This window comes from Sphingosinicella sp. CPCC 101087 (genome assembly GCF_004151485.1).
Taxonomy (GTDB): Bacteria; Pseudomonadota; Alphaproteobacteria; order Sphingomonadales; family Sphingomonadaceae; genus Allosphingosinicella.
Genome location: NZ_SBFF01000010.1, coordinates 26,137 through 48,182, shown reverse-complemented (window position 1 = coordinate 48,182; position 22,046 = coordinate 26,137). Strand labels below are relative to the sequence as shown.

Sequence of the window (22,046 nt, the reverse complement as noted above, 5' to 3'; positions counted from 1 at the left end):
CGGCGGACGCCGGAACGCGTTCCTCCCCTGTTGTAGCGTACCGCCGCCGCCGATAGACGGTTGGCCGCACCTGCACAGTCGAGAGATACAAGGAAAAGACGAGGATGCGGATCGGAATCCTGACGGGAGGCGGCGACGTTCCCGGTCTCAATGCCTGCATACGGTCGGTCGTGCTCTCCGCCGACGATCTCGGCTGGGAGGTGCTCGGCCTTCGCCGCGGCTGGGAAGGTGTGATGGAGGTCGACCCGAACGAGCCCGACAGCATCGCTGCCCATGTCATGGAGTTGAGCCGGGAGCGGGTACGCGGGATCGATCGGACGGGCGGCACGATCCTTCACACGTCGCGGTCCGACCCGCGCACGCACGAAGATGGCGACCAGACCGGCCATGTGCTCGAGGTGCTCGAGCGCCTGGGCGTCGACGCGATGATTACCCTGGGTGGTGACGGCACCCTGCGCTTTTCCGCCCATCTCGCTGCGCAGGGCATGCCGGTCATTTCGGTGCCCAAGACGATGGATAATGACGTGTTCGGAACCGATTATTGCATCGGCTTCTCCACGGCGGTGAGCCGATCGGTCGAGGCGATCAATGCATTGCGGACGACAATCGAAAGCCACGAGCGCATCGGCGTGATCGAGCTGTTCGGCCGGCGCAGCGGCGAGACCGCCTTGCTTGCCGGCTTCCTCGCCCAGGTCGACCGCACGATCATCGCCGAAGTGCCCGCCAATCTCGACGTGCTCCTGCCGCTGCTCGCCGAGGACAAGGCCTCCAACCCGGCCGGCTACGCGATCTGCGTCATCTCCGAAGGCGCCAAGATCGAAGGCGACGAAGGGGGTGACGGCGACATCGCCAAATCGGCCATCCAGCGCGAGGATGTCGGCATCGGCCACCGGCTGGGCAAGGAGATCGCCGCCAGGCTCGACAGCGGAGCCGTGGTGCAGGAACTCGCTTATCTGATGCGCGCCGGCGAGCCTGACGCGATGGACCGGATGGTGGGATTCGCCTTCGGCGGCCTCGCCGTGCAGTTGCTGCAGCGTGGCGAGAAAGGGCGGATGGTGATGCTCGCCGACGGCAATTACGGCCACGTTCCGATCGACACCTTGCTGCACGGCCGCAAGTCGGTCGACGTCAGCGCGCTCTACGATCGGGCCACCTATCGCGCCCGGTTGATGCGGGTCGAGGGAATGCCCATGTTCCTCTACTGAGGGCGGTCCGATAGCCGTTGCAGACCCTTGGGTCGGCTGCTAGAGGCACCCGCCTGCCACGCCGGCCCCAAGGCCGGCGGTTGTCCAATGTGCGGTCGTGGCGGAATTGGTAGACGCGCAGCGTTGAGGTCGCTGTGGCCGAAAGGCCGTGGAAGTTCGAGTCTTCTCGACCGCACCATCATTCAATGAGTCGGGTCAAGCCCGACAGCTTGTCCTTCGGCGTTCGGAATGACGAAATCGGCCGACGCCGGCGTGTCCGCGGCTTTCATGGGTTCCGGTGCGGAGTTGGATAGCCGCTCTCGCGACTCCGCCCGGCGCAGCTCCGGCAAGCGGAATTGACCATTTCGCCCGCGCTCCGCCTGGTCCATGATCGGACATGGATGCGACCACCACCGGGGTGACCCCCACAACCCCTAGACGCGCTTTCGGCTTCTGGATCTGCCTTGCCCTCGTCGTCGGCAACATGATCGGCTCGGGCTTCTTCCTGCTTCCGGCGACGCTCGCGCCGTTCGGCTGGAATGGCGTCGCCGGCTGGATCGTCACCACCAGCGGAGCGCTCTGCCTCGCCGCCGTGTTCGGAAGCCTCGCCCGCGCCTTTCCGGAAGCGGGCGGTCCCTACGCTTATTCACGGCGCGCCTTCGGGCCCTTTCCCGCCTTCGTCGTGGCCTGGGCCTATTGGGTTTCGATGTGGGTCGGCAACGTGGCGATAGCGACCGGGGTGATCGCGCCCCTGAGCACCGTCTTCCCCGGCATGGCACCCCATTCGGTGTGGCTCACTCTGGCCCTGATCTGGTCCCTGACCGCGATCAACTGCATCGGCGCCCGTCCGGTCGGAGTCATCCAGCTCGTCACCACCCTCCTCAAGTTCCTGCCGCTGGTTGCCGTCGTCGTGGTGGCGGCTCTGGTGCTGGGCGAAGGCGGCGCGGCCGCCGCCCCTCCGCTGCGGGCCGAGGCCTTGCAGCTGGGCGGCGAGACCGGCATCGCCGCCGCGGCCGCTCTCACCTTATGGTCGTTCCTCGGCCTCGAATCGGCAACGGTTCCGGCCGAGCGCGTGCGAAACCCGTCCCGCAACATCGCTCGCGCCACTCTGATCGGCGTTGCCGTGACCGGCGCCTTCTATACCTTCGCCGCCTCGGCGGTCGCGCTGCTGCTCCCGCTCGAGCAGGTCGCGCGGTCCGGTGCGCCGATGGCCGACTTCATCGGCCTGCACTGGGGCGGTCCAGCCGGCATCGTGATCGCCCTCTTCGCGGCGATCGCGGCCTTCGGCGCGTTGAACGGCTGGATCCTTATGCAGGGCGAACTGCCCTGGGCAATGGCGCGCGACGGCGTGTTCCCATCCTGGCTGGCCAAGCTGTCGCGACGCGGGACTCCGGCCCGGGCCCACGTCGCCGCGAGCCTGCTGGTCACGATCGTGCTGTCGTTCAACTACAGCCGCTCGATGACCGACCTGTTCGGATTCCTGATCCTGCTGGCGACGAGCGCGGCGCTGGTCGTCTATCTGGCCTGCTCGGTGGCCGCCATACGCCTCGGCACCAGCCGCCGGCTCGTGCCGGCCTTCCTGGGCGCCGCTCTCTTCTCGCTGTGGGCGATTTGGGGGGCGGGTGGAGAGGCGATGCTTTGGGGTGCCGTCCTGCTCGTCAGCGGCGTGCCTCTCTATTTCCTCACGCGCCGGCGGGACGGCTCCAGCCCGCAGGCGGCGGCCGATCCAGGCGCGCCTGCGGAATGAGCCGGCGGACCTTTCCGGCGAAGGCGCGCAGGCAGACTTCTCCGGCGCCCAGCGGACCTGGCCTGTAGAGGCTGGAGGTCATGCCCTGCTGGACGCGCGCGATCAGGGCCGTGTCCTCGGCATTGACGCGGCGATTGATTCGCCAGTTGAGATAGCGTGCCGCCTTCATCTTTCTGCGAGATTCCTCGGGAATCTCGGCATCGGGCAAGGCGTAGCTGATCTCGCGGATCAGCGTCTCGGTCGGGCTCACCGGGACGAAATGCATGAAGTCGACCTGATCGGGATATAGATCCAGGGCGACGTTCGGCCAGAGCTTGAAATAGAGCCAGCGTCGCCCCGCGCGGGACGGCAGCAGCGATTGGTAGAGGCGTTCGGAGATGTTGGCCGACGGCCGGTCGACGAGGTCGCCCCACATCCGGTCGACATGCTCGCCCGCCTCGGTTCCGTAGTCGCCGCCGAACAGGCGGCTAAGCCCGGGATGCGCGACCGGAATGTGAAGCCCATCGGAATAATTGTCGGCGACATTCTTCCAGTTGACCGGGCGAGGCCGCAGAGTGATCCGGCCCAGCGCCTCGAGCGACTCCAGCCGGTAAGGCGCGACCTCCTGCTCCCAGGGCGCCATCATCTCGGCGACGCCAGGACCGCCAGACTCAAGACGGATGAAGAGGAAGCCGTGCCACTGCTCGAGCTCGACGGGCACCAGCGCCCAATGTGCGGGATCGAAGCCGGGATAATCCTCCCGTTGTGGGACGCCCACCAGCCGGCCGTCCGCGGCATAGGTCCAGCCGTGATAGGGGCAGGTGAGCCGCCGGGCGCAGCCCTGCTCGCCGTCGACCAGCCGCGACCCCCGATGGCGGCAGATATTGGCGAAGGCGCGCGCTATTCCGTCGGTGCCGCGAATGACGAGGATGCTCTCGCCGAGAAAGTCGAGCGTACGCCATTGGCCGGGCCCGGCGATGTCACTGGCGTGGCAGACGATCTGCCACGCCGGCCTGATCAGCCGCTCCATCTCCACCGCGAAATATTCGGGATCATGATAGATCCAGCCCGGCAGGCCGAGATCCGATTGAGGATCCTCTCCGGCGAGCGGCAGTCGGGCGACCTGGGACATCGATCCTCTCCTACCAAAGACGAGCCGAAATGTCGCGCGAGACGACTTCGCACGGGCTCGGTTGATCCCCGACAGGCGCCGAGCCACATAAGGAGGATGAACAGGATCGATCTTATCGAAATTCGCTGCCCGCGGTGCGGCGGACATCCGGCCTACGACCGGGGCAGGCTCGGCCCGGATGGGCCGCGCGACGGCGGCCACGCGGCCGCGCTCGCCTTCGACGAATCGGCGCCGGCTCGAGCGAAGTAAGCCGCTGTTAAGGCAGCTTCGGCTTCTGCTTGCCCCCATGACTCGCGCCCCCTATTCCTGATCACCCGATGGCCAGCGCCCCCCCTTCCCGCGTCAAGCGGGTGTTCGTCGCGACCTTCAAGATCGGGATCTATCTGCTGATCGTCGGCCTGGTCGCGCTCGCGGTCGCGGTTTCGGTCGCCGTCAGTCAGCTTCCCAGCTATTCCGCCCTGATCCGGCGGGACGACCTCGGGCAGATGATCCGGGTGCGCGCTGCCGACGGCAGCATCATCCATTCGATGGGGCCGAGCTTCGGCGAGTGGCTGCGCTACGACCAGATCCCTCCGATCATGCGCGAGGCCATGGTGGCGGTCGAGGATCGCCGGTTCAGGTCGCATCCCGGGATCGATCCGATCGGAGTCGCGCGGGGCATCTGGGTAGGTTGGAGCCAGGGCGACCGCATCCGGGGCGTCTCGACCATCAGCCAGCAGCTCGCGCGCAACATCTTCCTGACCAATGATCGCAGCTTCGCCCGCAAGACCCGCGAGGCGATTCTGGCGCTCGCTTTGGAGTGGCGCTTCTCCAAGGACCAGATCCTCGAGCTCTACCTCAACCGGGTCTATTTCGGCGGCGGCGCCTATGGCATCGACGCCGCTTCCCGTCGCTTCTTCGGGCACAGCGCCACGGAGCTCGGCACCGGCGAGGCGGCGATCATCGCGGGTCTGGTGAAGGCGCCCTCCAACTATTCTCCCACGGCGGACACCGAAGCGGCCCGCGGCCGTGCCGGCGTCGTGCTGGACCTCATGGTCGAGCATGGAGCGATCAGCCGCGCCGAGGCGGCCGCCGCCGATCCCGACGAGGTGACCTTCGTCCGGCGAGCGGGGCAACAGAGCAGCGCCCGCTACTTCACCGACTGGGTGCTGCCGCAGCTCGACATGCTGATCGACGAGACCGTCCAGCCGCTCGATGTCTGGACCACGATCGACCTCGACATGCAGCGCGCTGCCGCCCAGGCGATCAATGCCAACGCGCCACGGGGCGCGCAGGGCGCTCTGGTCGCGCTCGACCGCGATGGCGCGGTGCGCGCCCTCGTCGGCGGACGCGACTATGCGAGTTCGATCTATAACCGCGCCACCCAAGCAGTCCGCCAGCCAGGCTCCTCTTTCAAGCTGTTCGTCTATCTTAGCGCGCTTGAGGCAGGCTACCGAGTCGACAGCGTCGTGCCGGACGCGCCGATCAGGATCGGCAACTGGAGTCCGCGCAACGACAATGGCCGCTATGCCGGACCGGTGCCGCTGCGCACCGCCTTCGCTTATTCCATCAACACGGTGGCGGTGCGCCTCGCTCAGGACGTCGGCACCCGTGCTGTCGCGGACTTGGCGCAGCGCCTGGGAATCACCACGACGATCGAGACCAATCCATCGATGGCTCTCGGCTCCTCGTCGGTACGCCTGCTCGACATGACGAGGGCCTATGCGTCGGTCGCGCGGCGGGGGATCGCCGTTACTCCATACGGTATTCGGCGGGTCACCACGGCCGACGGCACCCTCCTCTACCAGCATGAGGATGACGAGACGCGCGTGCTGCTCCAACCATGGGTGGCCGCGCAGATGACCGATCTTCTGCAGGGGGTCGTCGAGCATGGAACCGGTCGGGCCGCGGCGCTCGGGCGGCCGACAGCCGGCAAGACGGGCACGACCACCTCAAACAAGGACGGCTGGTTCGTCGGCTTCTCGAGCGGGATCACCACTGGGGTCTGGATGGGGCGCGACGATAACAGGGCGCTGCCCGGCCTCGCCGGAGGACGCGCGCCGGCGCGCGCGTTCCACGATTTCATGGCACGTGCGGTCGCGGGCCGGCCCGTCGAGCCGCTCGCGACGCAGGCGGCCGCCCCCGCCTGGCAGATCGAGCAGAACGACGAATTCTGGTTCGCTCCGCCCGAAGACGATCCGCTCATCGATCCGGAGGGTAATCCGATCGAGCCGGCTCCGCCGCCGTTCGAGGAGCAATATCTGGTCCCGGACGGGTTCGGCCCTCCAGATGCGGGCCCGATCGAGGAGCGCAGGGAAGAGGAAGGCCGAGACCGTTTCGACGGCGACCGCCTCAACCGCGATCGCCTCGACCGCGACTGGCTCGAGCGGGCGATCGAGCGGCCAAGGCCACCGGACCGAGAGCGCCCTCGCGATCGGCCGCCGCCGCGGCGGGTTCCCGAGCGGCTCGAACCCTCGGAGCGCGACCCCAATTTCGGCTGAACGGCCGCGGACGACGACCGGCCGGCTGACGCTTCCGATGCCTTATTCAGGCTTTGCCGATGCGGTGCAGCCCGGCGCCTTCCCTCCGGAGCCAGACCCGCGCCGGCTTCGGATCCCAGCCGAGCAGGGATTCGACCAGCGCATGAAAGGCGGGCGAATGATTCATGTGGACGAGGTGCGCGACCTCGTGCGCGACCGTGGCCTGGCGAACGAAGTCGGGCGCCATGATCAGCCGCCAGCTGTAGCGGATCGTGCCGCTGCTCGAGCAGCTGCCCCAGCGTGAGACGGGGTCGCCGACACCCACACGGGCGATGGCGACCCCGGCTTTCTCCGCGAGGACTCGGGTTTCTCTTTCGAGGAAGGTCAAAGCCCGCCCCTTCAGCCAGCGCAGGATTCGCGGCTCAAGCCCCTCGATCGGGCCGCCGGCGATCAGCCGCCCGTCGGAAAGGTCCACCCGCCGGGGCCGCCCTGCGGCCCAGTCGATACGGTGAAGCCGGCCCTGGACCGGCACTTCGGCGCCGGGCCCAATCGGCGTCCCAGACGGGATCGCGGCCAGCGTGGCTTCGACCCAGTCCCGGTGGCCGGCGGCCCAGGCCAGGGCGCGCCGAGCCGACACTTGGCGCGGTACCGTCAGCAGCACCGCGCGGGTTCTCGGATCGACCCGCAGCCGCATCCGGCTGGCGCGCGGGGAAACTCGAAGCGTCACCGCGATGCCCCCCAAGAGGAGGTCGCCCGTCGGCGGCGGCTTTGGCGCCCTAGAGCTCACGATCCACGAGGTGGTGCTCGAGTTCGCCCGCTTCGTCCTCCGAGATGGTCCAGCCGCGCACCGACATTCCGGTGCGATGGACCTCGTCCCGATCGCCGCAGACGAGATAATGCCAGTCCGGAAGTTTTTTGCCTTCCGATCTCAGGCGATAGGCGCAGGTCGAAGGCAGCCAGTCTATTTCCCCGAGACTGGCGGCGTCGAGACGCACGCAGTCCGGCACGAACACCCGCCGCAGCTTGTAGTTGCTGCACCGGCATGTCGTTCGGTCGAGCAGCCGGCAGGCAACATTGGTCGCGTGGAGCTCACCGCTCACGTCGTCCTCGAGCTTGTGCAGGCAGCATTTGCCGCAGCCGTCGCACAGCGCTTCCCATTCCTGCCTATTGAGGTCGTCGAGCGGTCGCTCCCAGAAGCGGTCCCTCATCGCACCCACCGATCCAGCTCGCGGGCGACTCCCTCGGGTCCCTGGTCGTGGGGGACGATGGCGATGGGTTCGCCTTGCGGTCCGAACAGGGTGATCATGCGTGAATGATCGACAAGATACGAATCGGCGTCGCCACCTTCGGGCGGCTCGCCGTGCCGATAATAGACGCCGAAGCTGCGGGCGGTGCTCGCTATCTCTTCCTCGCTGCCGGTAAGTCCGATCAGCCGGGGATGGAAATTGGCGACATAGTCCCGAAGGACCTGTGGCGTATCGCGCGCCGGATCGACCGTGATGAAGATCGGCTGGACCCGTGCGGCGCGTTCGGGATTTTCCTGCTCGAAGGCGCGGAGGCCGGCGCCCAGGACCTGCAGGTCGACCGGGCAGACGTCCGGGCAGAAAGCGTAGCCGAAATAGACGAGCCGGTAGCGGCCGGCGAATTCGGAGTCGCTAACGCGCCGGCCTTGATGGCTGGTGAGGGTGAAAGGACCACCGATCGAGGCGCCCTCGAGCGGCGGCGCACCGGGATCGCTTTGGCACCCACCGAGCAGCAAGGCGAAGAGCAAGACGAGCGGAGCGGCGAGAGTCCGGCGGACGGTTTCATTCATGACAGGGGCAGCCATGCTTTGCTAAGGCCAATCAATCAAGCCGAATGGATGCGGGGAATTTCAAGACGATGCGCTGGATGAATCCTCTCGCTCTCGCCGCGGCCGCCCTGGCGGTCCTGGCCGTGCCGGCGACGCCGGTCGCCGCGCAGGGTTTTTCCGAGAGCTTCAACTTCCTCAAGGCCGTCCGCGAACGCGACGGTGACACCGTGCAGGGCATCGTCGCCACGCCTAACCCCGCTGTCATCAATGCCCGCGAAGGCGCGAGCGGCGAAGGCGCGCTGCACATCGTCACTCGAGGGCGGGACCTGAACTGGCTCGCCTTCCTGCTTGCCCGGGGCGCGCGTCCCGACCTGCAGAGCAACGACGGCACGACGCCGCTGATCCTCGCCGCGCAACTCGGCTGGTATGAAGGCGCAGAGCAGCTCCTTGCGCGCGGCGCCAATCCGAATCTCGGCAATAGTCGCGGCGAGACTCCGCTCATCTTCGCGGTTCAGCGGCGCGATCTCACGATGGTGCGGCTGCTGCGAGGCCAGGGCGCAGATCCCAATCAGACCGACAACGTCGCCGGCTATTCCGCGCTGGACTATGCCCGGCAGGACCGCCGCGCGGCCGCGATCCTCCGCGAACTGGAATAGCTCGACTTTCCGATGAGTCGTTCGAGGGCAGGCTGGAGCCTCAGTCCAGGCCGGCCAGTCCCGGATCCAGGTCGCCGGCCAGCCGTCGCGCGGCGCGGCGGGCGAATCGCAGCGTCTCGGCCTTGCGCCGCGCCGCGGCCAGCGGGCGATCGGGTGCGTCCCGGATGACCTCTGCGTCATAGCGATCCGCCACGATCAGCCCGGCACAGTCCGGGCCGAGCCCGTCGCCGTCGAACGGCTCGAGGCTGAAACCGGTAGGCACCGCCCAGAAGAAGCGGTCGCAATAATCGAGATAGTCGCACCATTTCTGGTCGCCGAGCAGGTCCGCCCGAGACACTTTTATCTCCACGATCACCAATTGCCCCTTGGGCCCGATCGCCATCATGTCGGCGCGGCGGCCGTTGGGCAGCGGGACCTCGCACAAGGCGAACAGATCGGAGCGGAAGAACAAGCGGGTCACGCCGCGGGCGACGTCCTGCGCCACGAGCGGCATGTCGGAAAAGCAGGGATCGGCGCGCGATTCGCTTTGGGTGGCCATGGCGGGAGGGTAGAATGAAAGGGGAACGAGTGAAAGACACCCCCGCACGCGCGCACTAGAAAGGGCCCGCTCCCCCGGGCACTGGAGAGCGGGCCATGAGCTCCTGGCGGAGCTTAACGGTAGAAGATGTGATTCCCCACCGTGGCGACGCGGGTCAAACGCCAACCGGGACGGACGTGGCGCGCGTGGAAGAACAAGGCTCTGGGCGCGCCGCCGTCGGCGAGGTCGCGCATCGCCACGTGGGCGACTCCGACCGCCGTGCGCCAGTCGCGCGAGCCCGGCGGTGGGGTCGGGATGCGGCCGCCGCGGACGAAGGAGAATTGTCCGCGCTGGCGAACCACGCCGCAAATCGTGGACGGAAAGCGGCCCGATTCGGCCCGATTGATGATGACCTCGGCAACGGTCAGCTGGCCGGTCAGCGGCTCGCCTTTCGATTCGAAATAAACGGCGCGGGCGAGGCAGTCGGTTTCCTCGTCCGTCGTCTCGCGGCTCGCAAACTCGGCGACCAGTTCGGAAAGGGGGCGGCCTTCCAGCGCCTCTTCATCTTCTTCCGACTGGACGACGGCCGGGGCAAGGGTGGGTGCCGGGGCGGGCAGCGCCGGAGCCATCGCGTGCATCGCGACCGGCGTTCCGGAAAGAGTTGGTTCGATCGAAGGGCCTTCAGCCCGGGGATCGTTGAGGCCGAGAGACCCGGAGCTCAGCTGGCTCCCGGCATGCTCGATATAGGAGACCGCCGGGTCGACCTTCGCCTCGGAGGCCATGGTCGGCGCCGTGAAGCCGGCGATCGCGCAAAACGAAAGAGCAGCCGCGGCAAAAGCCGCGGTGCGGACGGAAAGTCGCAATGGAAACTCTATTCTGTGCGGTGAGTCGATCGCAGGCCGGATGCAAGCATCACCCTGATCGCCCCCCGACTCGCGTGGCCGCCTGTAACCCTGAAGACGGACGACCCCCGCTCATGCGCCTGAAGTGCAGGCCGGGGATTGCCTGCGCCGCAGGCCAGGGTCAACTGAACGAGTTCATTTCAGCGGCGAACCGTTCGGCCGACGCGACATCCAGTTCGATGATCCACAGATCCGGATCGAATTGGCGGCGGCGCGCGAGGAATTCCCGAAGCGCCCCCGCCTCCGGCGGCTGCTGGCGAGTCTCTTCCCAGGCATAGTTGCCGTCGGGATGGAGCAGGCGCTCGTAGCAGCGCGGCTTGGCCCCACGCTCGAGCAGAATCACCAGGATGGATCCCGCCGTCGGATCGCCTTTCGCGATCACCATTCCGAAGCCGCCCTCCGACTCCGCCAGGCGGAGCAAGGCGCCGACCAAGACGGAGCTTGCGAGCCGCGGCTGCATCACCCGAGCCGACGGCCGGCAGCGTTCATGGGCGGTAGCCGTCCAGGCTGGACAATGGGATGCGCGACCGCATGAAGGTGCCGGTGCCGCGACCGGCCTCCTCGCCGTCACCGGTGAGCAGGCGCGACTCGCCGACGAAAACGCGGCGGCGGCCGCTGATCCAGCGACCTTCGGCGGTTACCGGCCCCTCCTTGAGCGGGCGCGTGAAGAACAGATTGAAGGCGGTGGTCAGCAGGAATCGATCGCTGACGAGGCTGTTGCAGGCGTAGAAAGCGGCATCGTCCATCATCTTGAAGTAAAGGGTGCCGTGCGCCGCGCCGGCGGCGTGGAAGGCGGCCGGATCGATGTCGAACCGGATTCGCACCAGCCCCGCTTCGACGATTTCCATCTCGGAACGGAACAGGTCGTTGATAGGCGCGCTGCGGTAGAGCGATTCGAGCGCTCGGAAATGCGCCACCTCGCCTGTTCCTCGCTGACCGCCGTCCTCAGGCGGCATCTCGCTCTTCCTCGCCGACGAGCAGGGCGAACAAGGCGTCCTTGGACCGCGCGCCGCGCAGTTTCTCGAGCGTCTGCCGGTCACGAAACGCGCGGCTCACCGAGGCGAGGGCCTTGAGATGGTCCACGCCGGCGTCCGGCGGGGACAAGAGAAGGAAGATCAGGTCGACCGGCAGGTCGTCGACGGCGTCATAGTCGATCGGCGCCGAAAGGCAGGCGAAATAGCCGAAGACTCGGCCCAGCCCGTCCACCTTCCCATGAGGGATCGCGGCGCCGTTTCCGAAGCCGGTCGATCCGAGCTTCTCGCGCTCGTTGACGGCCTTGAGGATTTGCTTGGACGGGAGCCCGGTGAGCCGCGCCGCCGCGGCCGCCAGGTGCTGGAACAGAGCCTTCTTGTTGGCCGCCGAGAAATCAGCCTCGACGGCCTCGATCGTGACGATGTCTGAAAGGTCGGTCATGGGATGCACCGGAAGGGGGCGTCGGCCCCTGAAAGAAACGGATCTGGCGGCGGGAGGCGGTTTGCTAGTCGCGTTGCGGTTCGACCCAGCCGATCGTTCCGTCCCCTCGTCGATAGACCATGTTGAAATTGCCGGTGCCGCTGTTGCGGAACAGAAGCGCATTGGTGTTGCGCAGGTCGAGCAGCATCACCGCGTCCGAAACGCTGGCTTCCGGAATATCGACTCGGGTTTCGGCCACGATCGGCGGGTTGTCGACCGGCTCCTCCTCGTCGGCGGGTGGGGCGAAGACCGTGTAGGAAGCGTCGATCGCGCTGGCGACCGCCTCGGCATGGGCGCTCTGCGCGTGCCGGTCCTTGAGGCGCCTCTTGTAGCGGCGGAGCTGCTTTTCGATCCTGTCCGCCGCCTGGTCGAAGGCGGCGTGGGCGTCCGCCGCCCCGCCATGTCCCTTGAGCACGACGCCCTGCGGAACATAGGCGACGATGTCGCAGGTAAAACTGTGGTCGTACGGCCCCTTGCCGAACGTCACCTGCGACGAGATGGCGCGCGAGAAATACTTTTCGGCTACCGCGTTCAGGCGGGTTTCGACATGGCCTCGCAGCGACTCACCGATGTCGATCTGGTGACCGGAGACGCGAATGTCCATCATCTGCTCCGCAACGCGTTCGGCGCGGGACTTAGGCGTCGGCCCCGCTTGCCGTCAACCGCACCTGACGGAAGCACCCCCATGAATCTTGCAGCCGACGCCGGCACATGCTCGTCGGCGGCGCGTTAGCCGACCCGACGCCAGATCGGATCGCTGATCGTCGCGACGAAAGCCGCGTGCCGCGCAAGCTCCTCTTCGCTCGGGGCGTGCGGCCTCGGTGGCCGGATCATCGCCACGATCATCGTCTCGCTTGTGCCGGGGCGCTCGCCGGGCACCGGATCCTCGGTTTCGATGATCTCCGCCACCAGGCCGAGCCCGATCTGACGGCCGCCGGTCAACTCGACATAGACTTGGGCGAGCAGTTGCGCGTCGATCAGCGCGCCATGCTTGACCCGGAGCGAACGATCGACGCCGAAGCGCGTGCACAACGCGTCCAGGCTGTGTTTTGCGCCAGGGAAACGCTGACGCGCCAATGTCAGCGTGTCCACCATTCGAGACACGCAGACAGTCGGGCGGCCGCATGCCCCGAGCTCGTGATTGATGAATCCGAAGTCGAATGTGGCATTGTGAGCGATCAGTGGCGAATCGCCGATGAACTCGAGCAGGTCCTCGCATATTTCACCGAACAACGGCTTGTCGGCGAGGAATCGATCGCTGAGCCCATGCACCGCTTCGGCCTCTGAAGGCATTGGGCGGCCAGGATTGAAATAGGAGTGGAAGGTCCGGCCCGTCTCGACTCGATTGTAGAGCTCGACGCAGCCTATCTCGACCAGCCGGTCCCCATTTTGAGGGCTCAGTCCGGTGGTTTCCGTGTCGAAGACGATCTCACGCATACCGATTCTATGAATCGTGAGCCGGCGAGAGGCAAGCGATGATGCGGCGAACCGAGTCGCGAGTCTCCTCGAACGTGCCGCCAGTGGGTATCACGAAATCGGCTCGCGCCCTTTTCTCGGAATCCGGCATTTGCAGGGAAAGGATGCGCTCGAATTTCTCTGCCGTCATGCCGGGTCGGCCAAGGACTCGATCGCGCTGAACCTCGGCGGGGGCGGATACCACCGCCACCTTGTCGACGAGATTCCATCCCCCCTTCTCGAACAGCAAGGGAATGTCGAGCACGAGCAGCGGCACGTCGCGGTGGCGTTCGAGGAAGGCCTCTCGCTCGAGTGCCACCGCGGGGTGGACCAGAGCCTCGAGCCGATGCAGCGCGTCGGGCCGTCCGAGCACGCGTTCGGCCAACGCGCCGCGGTCGACGCCCCGCCCGGAGGTGGTGCCGGGAAATGCCGCCTCTATGTCGGCGAGCAGAGCGCCGTCAGGGCCTTGGAGCTGGTGGACGACGGCATCCGCGTCGAACACCGGCACGCCATGCTCGGCGAACATTCGCGCGACCGTGCTCTTCCCCATGCCGATTGACCCGGTGAGGCCGAGCACGACCATCAGCGGGGAAGGATCCGACGCTCGCGCAGGAAGGCGAGCAAAGGCAGCATCGGTAGACCCAGGATGGCGAAATGGCTTCCGTCTATCTCATCGAAAAGCTGGATTCCCGGACCTTCGATTCGATAGCCGCCGACGCAGAAGCGGATCTGCTCATATTCCTGGTCGAGATAATCCTCGAGATAGGAATCGCTCAGCGGGCGGACACGAAGCGCCACGGTTTCGGTACGTCCCCAGACCCGCTCCCCCCGCTCGACGATCGCCGCCGCGGAATGGAGGAAATGAGTCCGGCCGGAGAGAGATCGGAGCTGCGCCAGCGCGTCCTCACGCGAGGCGGGCTTGCTCAGGATGGAGCCGTCGTCCTGTTCGAGAACCTGATCCGCGCCGAGGATGAGCGCATCGCCCGGGGCCCGCACGCTGCGCGCTTTCATCTCGGCGAGCATCTCGGCCAGGTCGCGCGGCTCGAATCCCGCCGCGACGAGGCCGACCTTCGCCTCCGACTCGTCGAGTTCGGCGTCGGCGGCTTCGAAGGCGACGCCGGCGGCCTGGAGCATCCGGTGCCTGGCCTCGCTCCGGGAAGCCAGCAGCAGCCCTGTCCTGGGCTGTATCGGAAGGCCGGCGCCAGGCGGTGACAGGGCATTCACTCCGCTGCCTGCTCCAGCCGTTCGCTATAGAGTTTGACAATCGCCAGCGCCGATTCCTCGATCGAACGGCGAGTGACATCGATGACCGGCCATCCATTGTCGGCGAAGAGGCGCCGCGCGAAGGCGAGCTCCGCATTGACTGCCTCGATGTCCACATAGTCGGTCTCGGGCGCCTGGTTCAGCGAGAGCAGTCGATTGCGCCGGATCTGGACCAGCCTCTCCGGATTGGTGGTAAGCCCGACGACGAGCGGATGCTTCACCTGGAACAAGGCATCGGGCGGAGGCGATTGCGGGACCAGCGGCACGTTGGCGACCTTGTAGCCGCGATTGGCGAGATAGATGCTGGTCGGCGTCTTGGACGTGCGTGACACGCCCGCCAGGATGATGTCGGCTTCCTCCCAGTTTTCCGGGCCGACCCCATCGTCGTGGGCGATGGTGAACTGAATGGCGTCCACCCGCGCGAAATAGGCAGCGTCCAGCACGTGCTGGCGGCCCGAACGGCCCTTGGCCTGCTCGCCGCTGACCGCCGCAAGCGCGTCGATCACCGGATCGAGCACCGACACCGCGTGAATGGAGCGGCGGCGGCATTTCTGCTCCAGTTCCCGCCTGATGGTTGGATTGACGACGGTGTAGAGGACCAGGCCGGGCCGCCGTGCGACATCGTCGAGAACCCGGTCGAGATGTCCCTCGGACCGTACCATCGGCCAGAGATGCGGGATCGCCTCGACATTGTCGAACTGGGCGAGGCAGGCCTTGGCGAGCATGTCGAGCGTCTCGCCGGTCGAATCCGAGAGGAGGTGGAGGTGAAGCTGCTTCACCCTCGCGATACCCTTGTCCATGCGGCTTGTGTCCATGCAGCTTCGAAGCCGGCCGCGGCCGGAGGATTGGGCCTGTGGAAAACCATGGGGAAATCGCTAGCGGAAGCCTGCGCACAACATCAAGGACGGGTTTAGTCCCCGCATCCTCCGAACCGATCCACAGCTTGACGAACAGTGCCTGGATTCCGCCCCCAGCCTGTGGATCGCGGGGATCGCAAGAGCGACTCCCCGGATTGCCGCCGGTTCAGGCGAGTCAAGCTGTTGGCAAAAGATGTGCGAAGCCATAAACCCCGCTTCTCCGCCCCCTACTAATCTCATCAGACTCTTAGATTCTAACCTATAGAAGATAAGAGGAGGGAGACCGACCGGCTCTCATGCCCGTGCAGAACAAGCCCTTGCTGTCCGTATTAAGTGGCGGAAAAACGGACATTATTCCGCTCTGGCTGATGCGCCAGGCCGGACGGTACCTGCCCGAGTACAGGGCTTTGCGCGAGGCGAAGGGCGGATTCCTCGAACTTGTCTTCGACAGTGAAGCCGCAGCCGAAATCACGCTTCAGCCGATCCGCCGGTTCGGCTTCGACGGTGCGATCCTGTTTTCCGACATATTGATCGTGCCGCACGCGCTCGGCCAGGACTTGGCCTTCGAAGCCGGCGAAGGTCCGCGTCTTTCGCCGCGTCTGGTCGATGCCGCGCTCGCTTCGCTGGAGCGCGTGGAGGCGCGGCTGCAGCCGATTTACGATACTGTGGAGAAAGTGGCTGCCCGATTGCCGACGCAAACCACTTTTCTGGGCTTTGCGGGCAGCCCCTGGACGGTTGCGACCTACATGGTCGCTGGCCAGGGAAGCCGCGAGCAGGCGGAGGCCCGACTTCACGCCTATCGAGATCCCACGGCCTTCGGCGAGATAATCGACGCGATTGCCGACATGACGATCGACTATCTTTCCGGCCAGATCACAGCCGGCGTCGACGCAGTGCAATTGTTCGACAGCTGGTCCGGGAGCCTTGCGCCGGCGCAGTTCGAGCGCTGGGTGATCGCGCCGACGGCGCGGATCGTCGCGGCCCTGAAGGCGCGGCACCCGGGCGTGCCGGTGATCGGCTTTCCCAAGGGCGCCGGCGGCAAGCTCGCGGCTTATGCGCGCGAGACCCAGGTCGGGGCGATCGGCCTGGACGAGACCGTCGATCCGGCCGTAGCGGTGGCGGATCTTCCGGATGATCTGCCTGTCCAGGGCAATCTGGATCCTTTTGCCCTGCTTGCCGGCGGCGAAGCGCTTGAAAGCGCGGTGGAGCGCATCCTATCTAGGCTCCGGGGGAGGCCGCATATCTTCAATCTCGGCCACGGAATTATCAAAGAAACGCCGATCGCCCATGTCGAACGGCTCGTCGCTCTGGTGCGCCAGGCGTGATCGGTGAACTGGGAGCGGCGCTGACCTTGACCTACGCATGGCTGAAGGCTGGCCACGTCATCTTCGTGATCTTCTGGATTGCGGGCCTGTTCATGCTTCCTCGCTTCTACGTCTATCATCAGGAGGCGGCCCCCGGATCCGACGAAGAGCAGAAGTGGATCGACCGTGAGCGGAAGCTGCGCAATATCATCATCACGCCGGCGATCCTCCTGGTCTGGGTGTTTGGCCTGAGCCTGGCTTGGGTGACCGGGGCCTGGAGCGAAGGCTGGTTCCACGCCAAGTTCGCTCTGGTCCTCGCACTGTCCGGCTATCACGGCTGGATGGTTGGCTATGGCCGCAAGCTGGCTTCGGGCGCCCGGCCGATCAGCGGGCGGACGCTCCGGATGATGAATGAGATTCCGGGGATTGCGGTCGTGTTGATCGTCGTCCTGGTGATCGTCCGACCGTTCTGAAGGCGCGCAAACAGGCCTTCGCTTCACTTGCTCGAGTCGCTTGCTTGACTTGAAATCGGCCGGAGCATAACGCGGGTTCAGTCGTTTGCCCGCCGTCCGCGCGGGTCCGAGCCGCCCCACAGTTCCATTCTCTGAGCATTCGGTGCCCAGAATCCCCTTCTCAAACCGAGAAACGCGTATGCATCTCAATGACTTGAAACAGAAGACACCAGCCGAGCTCGTGGCCATGGCGGAAGAGCTCGGCGTCGAAAGCGCCTCGACCCTGCGCAAGCAGGAGCTGATGTTCTCGATCCTAAAGGTACGCGCCGAGCGCGGCGACGAGATCATGGGTCAGGGCACGATCGAGGTATTGCAGGACGGATTCGGCTTCCTGCGATCTGCCGATTCCAATTATCTGGCCGGTCCGGACGACATCTATGTTTCGCCCAACCAGGTCCGGAAGTTCGGACTGCGAACCGGCGACACGATCGAAGGCGAGATTCGCGGACCGAAGGATGGAGAGCGTTATTTCTCGCTCGTCCGTGTCGTCCAGGTGAATTTCGACGATCCGGACGCGGTCCGTCACCGGGTGAATTTCGACAACCTCACACCGCTTTATCCGGATGAGAAGCTTCGGCTCGACACGCTCGACCCAACCGTCAAGGACAAGTCGGCGCGCGTGATCGATATCATCTCGCCGCAGGGCAAGGGCCAGCGCGCACTGATCGTCGCGCCGCCGCGCACCGGCAAGACAGTGCTGCTGCAGAACATCGCCAAGGCGATCACCGACAATCATCCAGAGGTCTTCCTGATCGTGCTGCTGATCGACGAGCGGCCCGAGGAAGTCACCGACATGCAGCGCTCGGTGAAGGGCGAGGTCATTTCCTCGACCTTCGATGAGCCCGCTAGTCGCCACGTCCAGGTCGCCGAAATGGTAATCGAGAAGGCGAAGCGGCTCGTCGAGCACAAGAAGGATGTCGTCATCCTTCTCGATTCGATCACCCGCCTCGGTCGCGCCTACAACACGGTGGTTCCGAGCTCGGGCAAGGTGCTGACCGGCGGCGTCGACGCCAACGCGCTGCAGCGGCCGAAGCGCTTCTTCGGCGCGGCGCGCAACATCGAGGAGGGCGGCTCGCTCTCGATCATCGCGACCGCCTTGATCGATACCGGCTCCAAGATGGACGAGGTGATCTTCGAGGAATTCAAGGGCACCGGCAATTCCGAGATCGTCCTCGACCGCAAGGTCTCGGACAAGCGCATCTTCCCGTCGCTGGATGTCGGCAAGTCCGGCACCCGCAAGGAAGAGTTGCTCGTCGAGCAGGGCACGCTCTCCAAGATGTGGGTGCTTCGCCGTATTCTCATGCAGATGGGCACGGTCGACGCGATGCAATTCCTGCTCGACAAGATGAAGGACTCGAAGACCAACGAGGACTTCTTCGCTTCGATGAACCAGTGAGCCGCTGGGGCGTTCGCCTGATCTCCGATCATGGCGCGCCCCGGCCGGCGCCGGCCATATGAACTGACACTCAAGGAGCGGACGAACAGCCGATGCTCGACTCCCTGTTGAACCTGTCCGCGAGTATCCAGGGGCTCGGCGGCATCTGGAACGCGATCGTCCACGATTTCTCGAATATCACCGAGCCGGCGGCGCTGGCGGCCTTCGGCCAGGTGCTGATGATCGACATCATGCTCGCCGGCGACAATGCGATCGTCGTCGGCGCGCTGGCCGCGGGCCTGCCGGCCCATCAGCGGCGGCAGGTGATCCTGATCGGAATCATCGCGGCCCTGGTGCTGCGGATCGTCTTCGCGCTGCTCGTCACGCAGCTCATGCAGATCGTCGGCCTGATTCTGGCCGGCGGCGTCCTTCTGCTCTGGGTGTCGTGGAAGATGTATCGCGAGATCCGCCACGGCGGCGAATCGCACGGCTCTGCGGAAATCCAAGGTGACGAGCATAGTGGCCTCAGGCCCGCCAAGAGCTTTGCCGGCGCTGCCTGGGCGGTCGCGCTCGCCGACGTGTCGATGAGCCTCGACAACGTTCTCGCCGTGGCCGGAGCTGCGCGCGATCATCCCGGCATCCTCATCATCGGCCTGCTGCTTTCGGTAGCCTTGATGGGCCTCGCCGCCAATTTCATCGCCAAATATATCGACCGCTACCGCTGGATCGCCTGGGTAGGCCTGGTCGTGATCGTCTGGGTGGCCGGGCGGATGATCTATGACGGCTTCGTCGACCAGGAGGTCGGGGTGCTGCAATATTTCTGGCCCGAAGTCGCCGCCAACATGACCGAGTGAGCGCAGGTCCTATCGCAGCCCCTTCCCGGTCGCCTGTTCGCCGACATATCCTGAGGGCTCGGCCGCTGCTGTCAGCCAACGCGGCACCGCTAGTTTCCGGATACTGGCCGGAATCTCGCTGACCGGACAGCGTGATGTTCTTTGGCGCCGACCGGAGACTTCGGAAGAAAGTGCGGTGTCGGCGACGGAGCGTCGACTAGAAGTTACCCGACATGCTCGGCGAAGAAGACCTCGGTCCGGCTGTCGGCCAGACTCGCGGCGTCCTCGCTGCGCCTCTTGCCCATCTCGGCGGCGAAGCCGTGGTCCTGGCCGGGATAATCGTGGATCGTCACGCGCGGATGATCGTCCAGCCCTTGGTGGACCGCCTCCTGCTGCTCGGGCGGCACGAAATGGTCGGCGCCCGCGATGTGGAGCAGCAAGGGCCGGGCGATACCGTGCTTCTCTCCGAGAAGATCGTCGAGGCCGACACCATAATAGCCAACGGTGGCGTCGACGTCCGTGCGGGTCGCCGTCATGAAGGCGAGCCGACCACCGAGGCAGTAGCCGACGCAGCCGACCTTTCGGCCCTCCTCCATCCGCCGTCTGGCCTCCCGGATCGCGGCCTCAATGTCGGCGATTCCCCGGTCTTGGTCGAACTTCCGCATCAGGGCGAGTGCCTGCTCAAACTGCTCGGGCACGTCGGGATCGAGCTCGACGCCTGCTTCGATCCGCCAGAACAGGTCGGGTGCGAGCGCGAGATAGCCGAGGCTCGCCCAATGGGCGCACTTTCGGCGAATACCTTCGTTGACGCCGAATATCTCCTGGATGACGACGATCGCGCCGCGCGGCTCACCGTCGGGTTCGGCGAGCCAGGCACCGAACCGGGCGTCGCCTTCCAGAGTGGAGAGTTCGATCATCGCCATCCCTTCCTCCCTGCTTGCGAACCGGCGAAGTATCGCCATAGAGGCGGTGAGGCAATTGCCGGAGAGGTGAGTGCGATGAAGGTCACGGTGGATGTTGATTGCACGCCTGAGGAGGCGCGGCGCTTTCTCGGCCTACCCGACCTCTCGGCCGTGCACGAAGCCTATATCGAGAAGATGAAGTCCGCCTTGGGCGAAGCAGCCGCCCCCGGACCGGAGGCGTTCGCCGAGATGATGAAGGCCTGGGGACCGATGAGTGAAGCAGGCCTCGGCATGTGGCGTCAGATGCTCGACCAGATGGGAAAGGCCGGACGCTGAGCGCGGTGCCGTCACCCGGGGCCGGCGAAACGCCGCGCGACACGATCTTTGCCCTGTCCTCCGGCGCTCCGCCGGCGGCCGTTGCGGTCGTGAGGATCAGCGGACCGCGCGCCCCGGCCGCGCTCGAGGCGCTCGCCGGGTCGCTACCTCGGCCGCGCATGGCCCGGCTCGCCACCTTGCGTCATGGAGGCGAGCCACTCGACCAGGCGCTCGTCCTGCATTTTCCGGCGCCGCACAGCGAGACCGGCGAGGATGTCGCGGAGCTGCAGCTTCATGGTGGCCGTTCCGTCGTCGCGGCGGTGCTCGCCGCGCTCGGGACGATGGAAGGCCTGCGGCCGGCCAGGGGCGGCGAGTTCACGCGACGTGCCTTCGAGAATGGGCGGATCGATCTCAGCGAAGCGGAAGGGCTTGCCGACCTTCTGTTCAGCGAAACTCAGTCGCAGCGCCGCGCTGCGCTGGCGCTTGCCGGTGGTGCGCTCGGCCGCCAGGTCGAGGCCTGGCAGGCGCGGTTGCTCGGCGCGGCGGCGCGGATCGAGGCCGACCTCGACTTTTCCGACGAAGGCGACGTCCCGACCGGACGCGAAGGCGTCGCGGCGGATCTTCGGGCGTTGGGCGCCGAGATTGAAAAGTGGCTGGCACGTCCATCGGTCGAGCGGCTTCGCGAGGGGCTCAGAGTCGTCATCGCTGGCCCTCCAAATGCGGGAAAATCCAGTCTTCTCAATGTACTGGTTGGGCGGGAAGCGGCGATCACGTCGGAGATCGCCGGGACGACCCGGGATCTTGTCGAGGCGCCGACGGCGATCGGTGGCTCGCCTTTCCTGCTGGTGGACACGGCCGGCCTGCGTGAGAGCGGCGATCCGGTGGAAGCGATCGGCGTCGAACGGGCGCGCGCCTCGCTTGAGGCGGCGGACCTGGTCCTCTGGCTCGGCAGCCCCGATTCGTGTCCGGATCCCACCCGTTCGATCTTGGTTCAGGCCAAGTCCGACCTAACACCGCCCGACCTGCGAACCGACGTGGCGGTATCCGTGAAAACAGGTGCCGGAATCGATTCGCTGATCGATCTTCTGGTGGAACGTTCGCGAGCCCTGCTCCCCGCGGAAGGCGAAGTGGCGATCAACGCGCGTCACCGTTCCCTGCTTGCCGAGGTTAGGGAATGGTTGGTCGAAGGCGCCGCCGCCTGCGACCTCCTGATCGCCGCCGAGGCGGTGAGGCAGTCCCTCGGGGCCTTGGACCGGATCACCGGTCGCGCCGGGGTGGAGGACATGCTCGATACGCTCTTCGGCCGATTCTGCATCGGAAAGTGAAGGAGCCGTCTCAGGCCGCGCACGCAGCGGCCGCTCCCTGGCCGCCGGCGCCAGCTTTTCATTGTTCCACGTGAAACAAGTGCCT

25 protein-coding genes and 1 tRNA gene are annotated in these 22,046 nt (G+C 66.1%); 11 read left to right on the top strand and 15 right to left on the bottom strand.

Going from position 1 to position 22,046, the window contains the following annotated elements; translation table 11 throughout:
• Positions 1-104 precede the first annotated feature (104 nt).
• From EKM57_RS15985 to EKM57_RS15975, 3 genes are all read left to right on the top strand, one after another.
• Positions 105-1,205 (top strand): 6-phosphofructokinase, encoded by a 1,101-nt coding sequence (locus EKM57_RS15985; protein ID WP_129793526.1) that lies wholly within the window; start codon positions 105-107, stop codon positions 1,203-1,205.
• A gap of 91 nt (positions 1,206-1,296) precedes the next feature.
• Positions 1,297-1,383, top strand: a tRNA-Leu gene (locus EKM57_RS15980).
• A gap of 198 nt (positions 1,384-1,581) precedes the next feature.
• Positions 1,582-2,931, top strand: a complete 1,350-nt coding sequence (locus tag EKM57_RS15975) for an APC family permease (RefSeq protein ID WP_129793525.1) — start codon at positions 1,582-1,584, stop codon at positions 2,929-2,931.
• On the opposite strand, the gene EKM57_RS15970 is transcribed toward EKM57_RS15975, so the two are convergent.
• Entirely contained in the window at positions 2,867-4,042 is a 1,176-nt protein-coding gene (locus tag EKM57_RS15970) for an aromatic ring-hydroxylating dioxygenase subunit alpha (RefSeq protein ID WP_129793524.1), read from the bottom strand. The genes EKM57_RS15975 and EKM57_RS15970 overlap by 65 nt on opposite strands.
• Positions 4,043-4,359: 317 nt before the next feature.
• On the opposite strand from EKM57_RS15970, the gene EKM57_RS15965 reads away from it, so the two are divergent.
• Positions 4,360-6,522, top strand: coding sequence for a transglycosylase domain-containing protein (locus EKM57_RS15965; protein ID WP_129793523.1), 2,163 nt, complete (start codon positions 4,360-4,362; stop codon positions 6,520-6,522).
• 46 nt (positions 6,523-6,568) lie between these two features.
• Here the strand turns inward: EKM57_RS15965 and EKM57_RS15960 are convergent, their stop codons facing one another.
• Genes EKM57_RS15960 through EKM57_RS15950 form a run of 3 tightly spaced genes read right to left on the bottom strand, consistent with a single transcriptional unit; the run spans position 6,569 to position 8,314 of the window.
• Entirely contained in the window at positions 6,569-7,228 is a 660-nt protein-coding gene (locus EKM57_RS15960; protein WP_243451086.1) for a M48 family metallopeptidase, read from the bottom strand.
• A 49-nt stretch (positions 7,229-7,277) separates the two neighbouring features.
• Entirely contained in the window at positions 7,278-7,709 is a 432-nt protein-coding gene (locus EKM57_RS15955) for a YcgN family cysteine cluster protein (protein ID WP_129793522.1), read from the bottom strand.
• Entirely contained in the window at positions 7,706-8,314 is a 609-nt protein-coding gene (locus EKM57_RS15950; RefSeq protein WP_243451085.1) for an SCO family protein, read from the bottom strand. The genes EKM57_RS15955 and EKM57_RS15950 overlap by 4 nt, the downstream gene beginning before the upstream one ends.
• Positions 8,315-8,391: 77 nt before the next feature.
• Between EKM57_RS15950 and EKM57_RS15945 the strand changes: the two genes are divergently transcribed.
• Positions 8,392-8,949 (top strand): ankyrin repeat domain-containing protein, encoded by a 558-nt coding sequence (locus EKM57_RS15945; RefSeq protein WP_243451084.1) that lies wholly within the window; start codon positions 8,392-8,394, stop codon positions 8,947-8,949.
• Between the two features lie 40 nt (positions 8,950-8,989).
• Here the strand turns inward: EKM57_RS15945 and EKM57_RS15940 are convergent, their stop codons facing one another.
• The 10 genes from EKM57_RS15940 to EKM57_RS15895 all read right to left on the bottom strand — a co-directional run bounded on the left by EKM57_RS15940 (position 8,990) and on the right by EKM57_RS15895 (position 15,317).
• Entirely contained in the window at positions 8,990-9,487 is a 498-nt protein-coding gene (locus EKM57_RS15940; protein ID WP_129793519.1) for an MmcB family DNA repair protein, read from the bottom strand.
• Positions 9,488-9,600: 113 nt separating this feature from the next.
• On the bottom strand, positions 9,601-10,248 hold the full coding sequence (locus EKM57_RS15935) for a cell wall hydrolase (RefSeq protein ID WP_129793518.1): 648 nt from the start codon (positions 10,246-10,248) through the stop codon (positions 9,601-9,603).
• A gap of 241 nt (positions 10,249-10,489) precedes the next feature.
• The gene (locus EKM57_RS15930; RefSeq protein ID WP_129793517.1) at positions 10,490-10,828 is read right to left on the bottom strand and encodes a DUF1491 family protein; all 339 of its coding nucleotides are present in this window, start codon (positions 10,826-10,828) and stop codon (positions 10,490-10,492) included.
• Positions 10,829-10,853: 25 nt separating this feature from the next.
• On the bottom strand, positions 10,854-11,324 hold the full coding sequence (locus EKM57_RS15925; RefSeq protein ID WP_129793516.1) for a PaaI family thioesterase: 471 nt from the start codon (positions 11,322-11,324) through the stop codon (positions 10,854-10,856).
• The gene (locus EKM57_RS15920) at positions 11,314-11,781 is read right to left on the bottom strand and encodes a PTS sugar transporter subunit IIA (RefSeq protein ID WP_129793515.1); all 468 of its coding nucleotides are present in this window, start codon (positions 11,779-11,781) and stop codon (positions 11,314-11,316) included. Before EKM57_RS15920 ends, EKM57_RS15925 begins: the two co-directional genes overlap by 11 nt.
• Before the next feature lie 64 nt (positions 11,782-11,845).
• Positions 11,846-12,424: a ribosome hibernation-promoting factor, HPF/YfiA family gene (gene hpf, locus EKM57_RS15915; RefSeq protein WP_129793696.1), complete on the bottom strand. Its 579-nt coding sequence runs from the start codon at positions 12,422-12,424 to the stop codon at positions 11,846-11,848.
• A 125-nt stretch (positions 12,425-12,549) separates the two neighbouring features.
• A complete protein-coding gene (dnaQ, locus tag EKM57_RS15910; protein ID WP_129793514.1) occupies positions 12,550-13,257 on the bottom strand; it encodes a DNA polymerase III subunit epsilon in 708 nt (235 codons plus the stop codon).
• Positions 13,258-13,264: 7 nt separating this feature from the next.
• Positions 13,265-13,858 (bottom strand): dephospho-CoA kinase, encoded by a 594-nt coding sequence (gene coaE / locus EKM57_RS15905; RefSeq protein WP_129793513.1) that lies wholly within the window; start codon positions 13,856-13,858, stop codon positions 13,265-13,267.
• Positions 13,858-14,499 (bottom strand): nucleoside triphosphate pyrophosphatase, encoded by a 642-nt coding sequence (locus EKM57_RS15900; RefSeq protein WP_371414154.1) that lies wholly within the window; start codon positions 14,497-14,499, stop codon positions 13,858-13,860. Before EKM57_RS15900 ends, coaE begins: the two co-directional genes overlap by 1 nt.
• Positions 14,496-15,317, bottom strand: a complete 822-nt coding sequence (locus EKM57_RS15895; RefSeq protein ID WP_129793695.1) for a pyruvate, water dikinase regulatory protein — start codon at positions 15,315-15,317, stop codon at positions 14,496-14,498. Before EKM57_RS15895 ends, EKM57_RS15900 begins: the two co-directional genes overlap by 4 nt.
• 374 nt (positions 15,318-15,691) lie before the next feature.
• Here EKM57_RS15895 and hemE point away from each other — a divergent pair, with 374 nt between their 5' ends.
• The 4 genes from hemE (at position 15,692) to EKM57_RS15875 (ending at position 19,440) form a co-directional block, all read left to right on the top strand.
• Positions 15,692-16,720 (top strand): uroporphyrinogen decarboxylase, encoded by a 1,029-nt coding sequence (hemE, locus tag EKM57_RS15890; RefSeq protein ID WP_129793511.1) that lies wholly within the window; start codon positions 15,692-15,694, stop codon positions 16,718-16,720.
• Positions 16,720-17,172 (top strand): CopD family protein, encoded by a 453-nt coding sequence (locus EKM57_RS15885; protein WP_129793694.1) that lies wholly within the window; start codon positions 16,720-16,722, stop codon positions 17,170-17,172. Before hemE ends, EKM57_RS15885 begins: the two co-directional genes overlap by 1 nt.
• A 178-nt stretch (positions 17,173-17,350) precedes the next feature.
• On the top strand, positions 17,351-18,607 hold the full coding sequence (gene rho, locus EKM57_RS15880) for a transcription termination factor Rho (protein WP_129793510.1): 1,257 nt from the start codon (positions 17,351-17,353) through the stop codon (positions 18,605-18,607).
• A gap of 92 nt (positions 18,608-18,699) precedes the next feature.
• Entirely contained in the window at positions 18,700-19,440 is a 741-nt protein-coding gene (locus EKM57_RS15875) for a TerC family protein (RefSeq protein ID WP_129793509.1), read from the top strand.
• A gap of 203 nt (positions 19,441-19,643) precedes the next feature.
• Here EKM57_RS15875 and EKM57_RS15870 read toward each other — a convergent pair whose 3' ends face one another.
• Positions 19,644-20,342: a dienelactone hydrolase family protein gene (locus EKM57_RS15870; protein ID WP_129793508.1), complete on the bottom strand. Its 699-nt coding sequence runs from the start codon at positions 20,340-20,342 to the stop codon at positions 19,644-19,646.
• 75 nt (positions 20,343-20,417) lie between these two features.
• Here EKM57_RS15870 and EKM57_RS15865 point away from each other — a divergent pair, with 75 nt between their 5' ends.
• Entirely contained in the window at positions 20,418-20,657 is a 240-nt protein-coding gene (locus EKM57_RS15865; protein ID WP_129793507.1) for a DUF6489 family protein, read from the top strand.
• Between the two features lie 5 nt (positions 20,658-20,662).
• Positions 20,663-21,961, top strand: a complete 1,299-nt coding sequence (gene mnmE, locus EKM57_RS15860; RefSeq protein WP_129793506.1) for a tRNA uridine-5-carboxymethylaminomethyl(34) synthesis GTPase MnmE — start codon at positions 20,663-20,665, stop codon at positions 21,959-21,961.
• Positions 21,962-22,046: the final 85 nt, after the last annotated feature.

Bases quoted from the DNA above. Each gene is read 5' to 3' on its own strand.
- EKM57_RS15985 (WP_129793526.1), top strand. From the start codon at position 105: ATGCGGATCGGAATCCTGACGGGAGGCGGCGACGTTCCCGGTCTCAAT.
- EKM57_RS15975 (WP_129793525.1), top strand. From the start codon at position 1,582: ATGGATGCGACCACCACCGGGGTGACCCCCACAACCCCTAGACGCGCT.
- EKM57_RS15970 (WP_129793524.1), bottom strand. From the start codon at position 4,042: ATGTCCCAGGTCGCCCGACTGCCGCTCGCCGGAGAGGATCCTCAATCG.
- EKM57_RS15965 (WP_129793523.1), top strand. From the start codon at position 4,360: ATGGCCAGCGCCCCCCCTTCCCGCGTCAAGCGGGTGTTCGTCGCGACC.
- EKM57_RS15955 (WP_129793522.1), bottom strand. From the start codon at position 7,709: ATGAGGGACCGCTTCTGGGAGCGACCGCTCGACGACCTCAATAGGCAG.
- EKM57_RS15950 (WP_243451085.1), bottom strand. From the start codon at position 8,314: ATGAATGAAACCGTCCGCCGGACTCTCGCCGCTCCGCTCGTCTTGCTC.
- EKM57_RS15945 (WP_243451084.1), top strand. From the start codon at position 8,392: ATGAATCCTCTCGCTCTCGCCGCGGCCGCCCTGGCGGTCCTGGCCGTG.
- EKM57_RS15940 (WP_129793519.1), bottom strand. From the start codon at position 9,487: ATGGCCACCCAAAGCGAATCGCGCGCCGATCCCTGCTTTTCCGACATG.
- EKM57_RS15935 (WP_129793518.1), bottom strand. From the start codon at position 10,248: ATGGCCTCCGAGGCGAAGGTCGACCCGGCGGTCTCCTATATCGAGCAT.
- EKM57_RS15930 (WP_129793517.1), bottom strand. From the start codon at position 10,828: ATGCAGCCGCGGCTCGCAAGCTCCGTCTTGGTCGGCGCCTTGCTCCGC.
- EKM57_RS15925 (WP_129793516.1), bottom strand. From the start codon at position 11,324: ATGCCGCCTGAGGACGGCGGTCAGCGAGGAACAGGCGAGGTGGCGCAT.
- EKM57_RS15920 (WP_129793515.1), bottom strand. From the start codon at position 11,781: ATGACCGACCTTTCAGACATCGTCACGATCGAGGCCGTCGAGGCTGAT.
- hpf (WP_129793696.1), bottom strand. From the start codon at position 12,424: ATGGACATTCGCGTCTCCGGTCACCAGATCGACATCGGTGAGTCGCTG.
- dnaQ (WP_129793514.1), bottom strand. From the start codon at position 13,257: ATGCGTGAGATCGTCTTCGACACGGAAACCACCGGACTGAGCCCTCAA.
- coaE (WP_129793513.1), bottom strand. From the start codon at position 13,858: ATGGTCGTGCTCGGCCTCACCGGGTCAATCGGCATGGGGAAGAGCACG.
- hemE (WP_129793511.1), top strand. From the start codon at position 15,692: ATGCCCGTGCAGAACAAGCCCTTGCTGTCCGTATTAAGTGGCGGAAAA.
- rho (WP_129793510.1), top strand. From the start codon at position 17,351: ATGCATCTCAATGACTTGAAACAGAAGACACCAGCCGAGCTCGTGGCC.
- EKM57_RS15875 (WP_129793509.1), top strand. From the start codon at position 18,700: ATGCTCGACTCCCTGTTGAACCTGTCCGCGAGTATCCAGGGGCTCGGC.
- EKM57_RS15870 (WP_129793508.1), bottom strand. From the start codon at position 20,342: ATGGCGATGATCGAACTCTCCACTCTGGAAGGCGACGCCCGGTTCGGT.
- EKM57_RS15865 (WP_129793507.1), top strand. From the start codon at position 20,418: ATGAAGGTCACGGTGGATGTTGATTGCACGCCTGAGGAGGCGCGGCGC.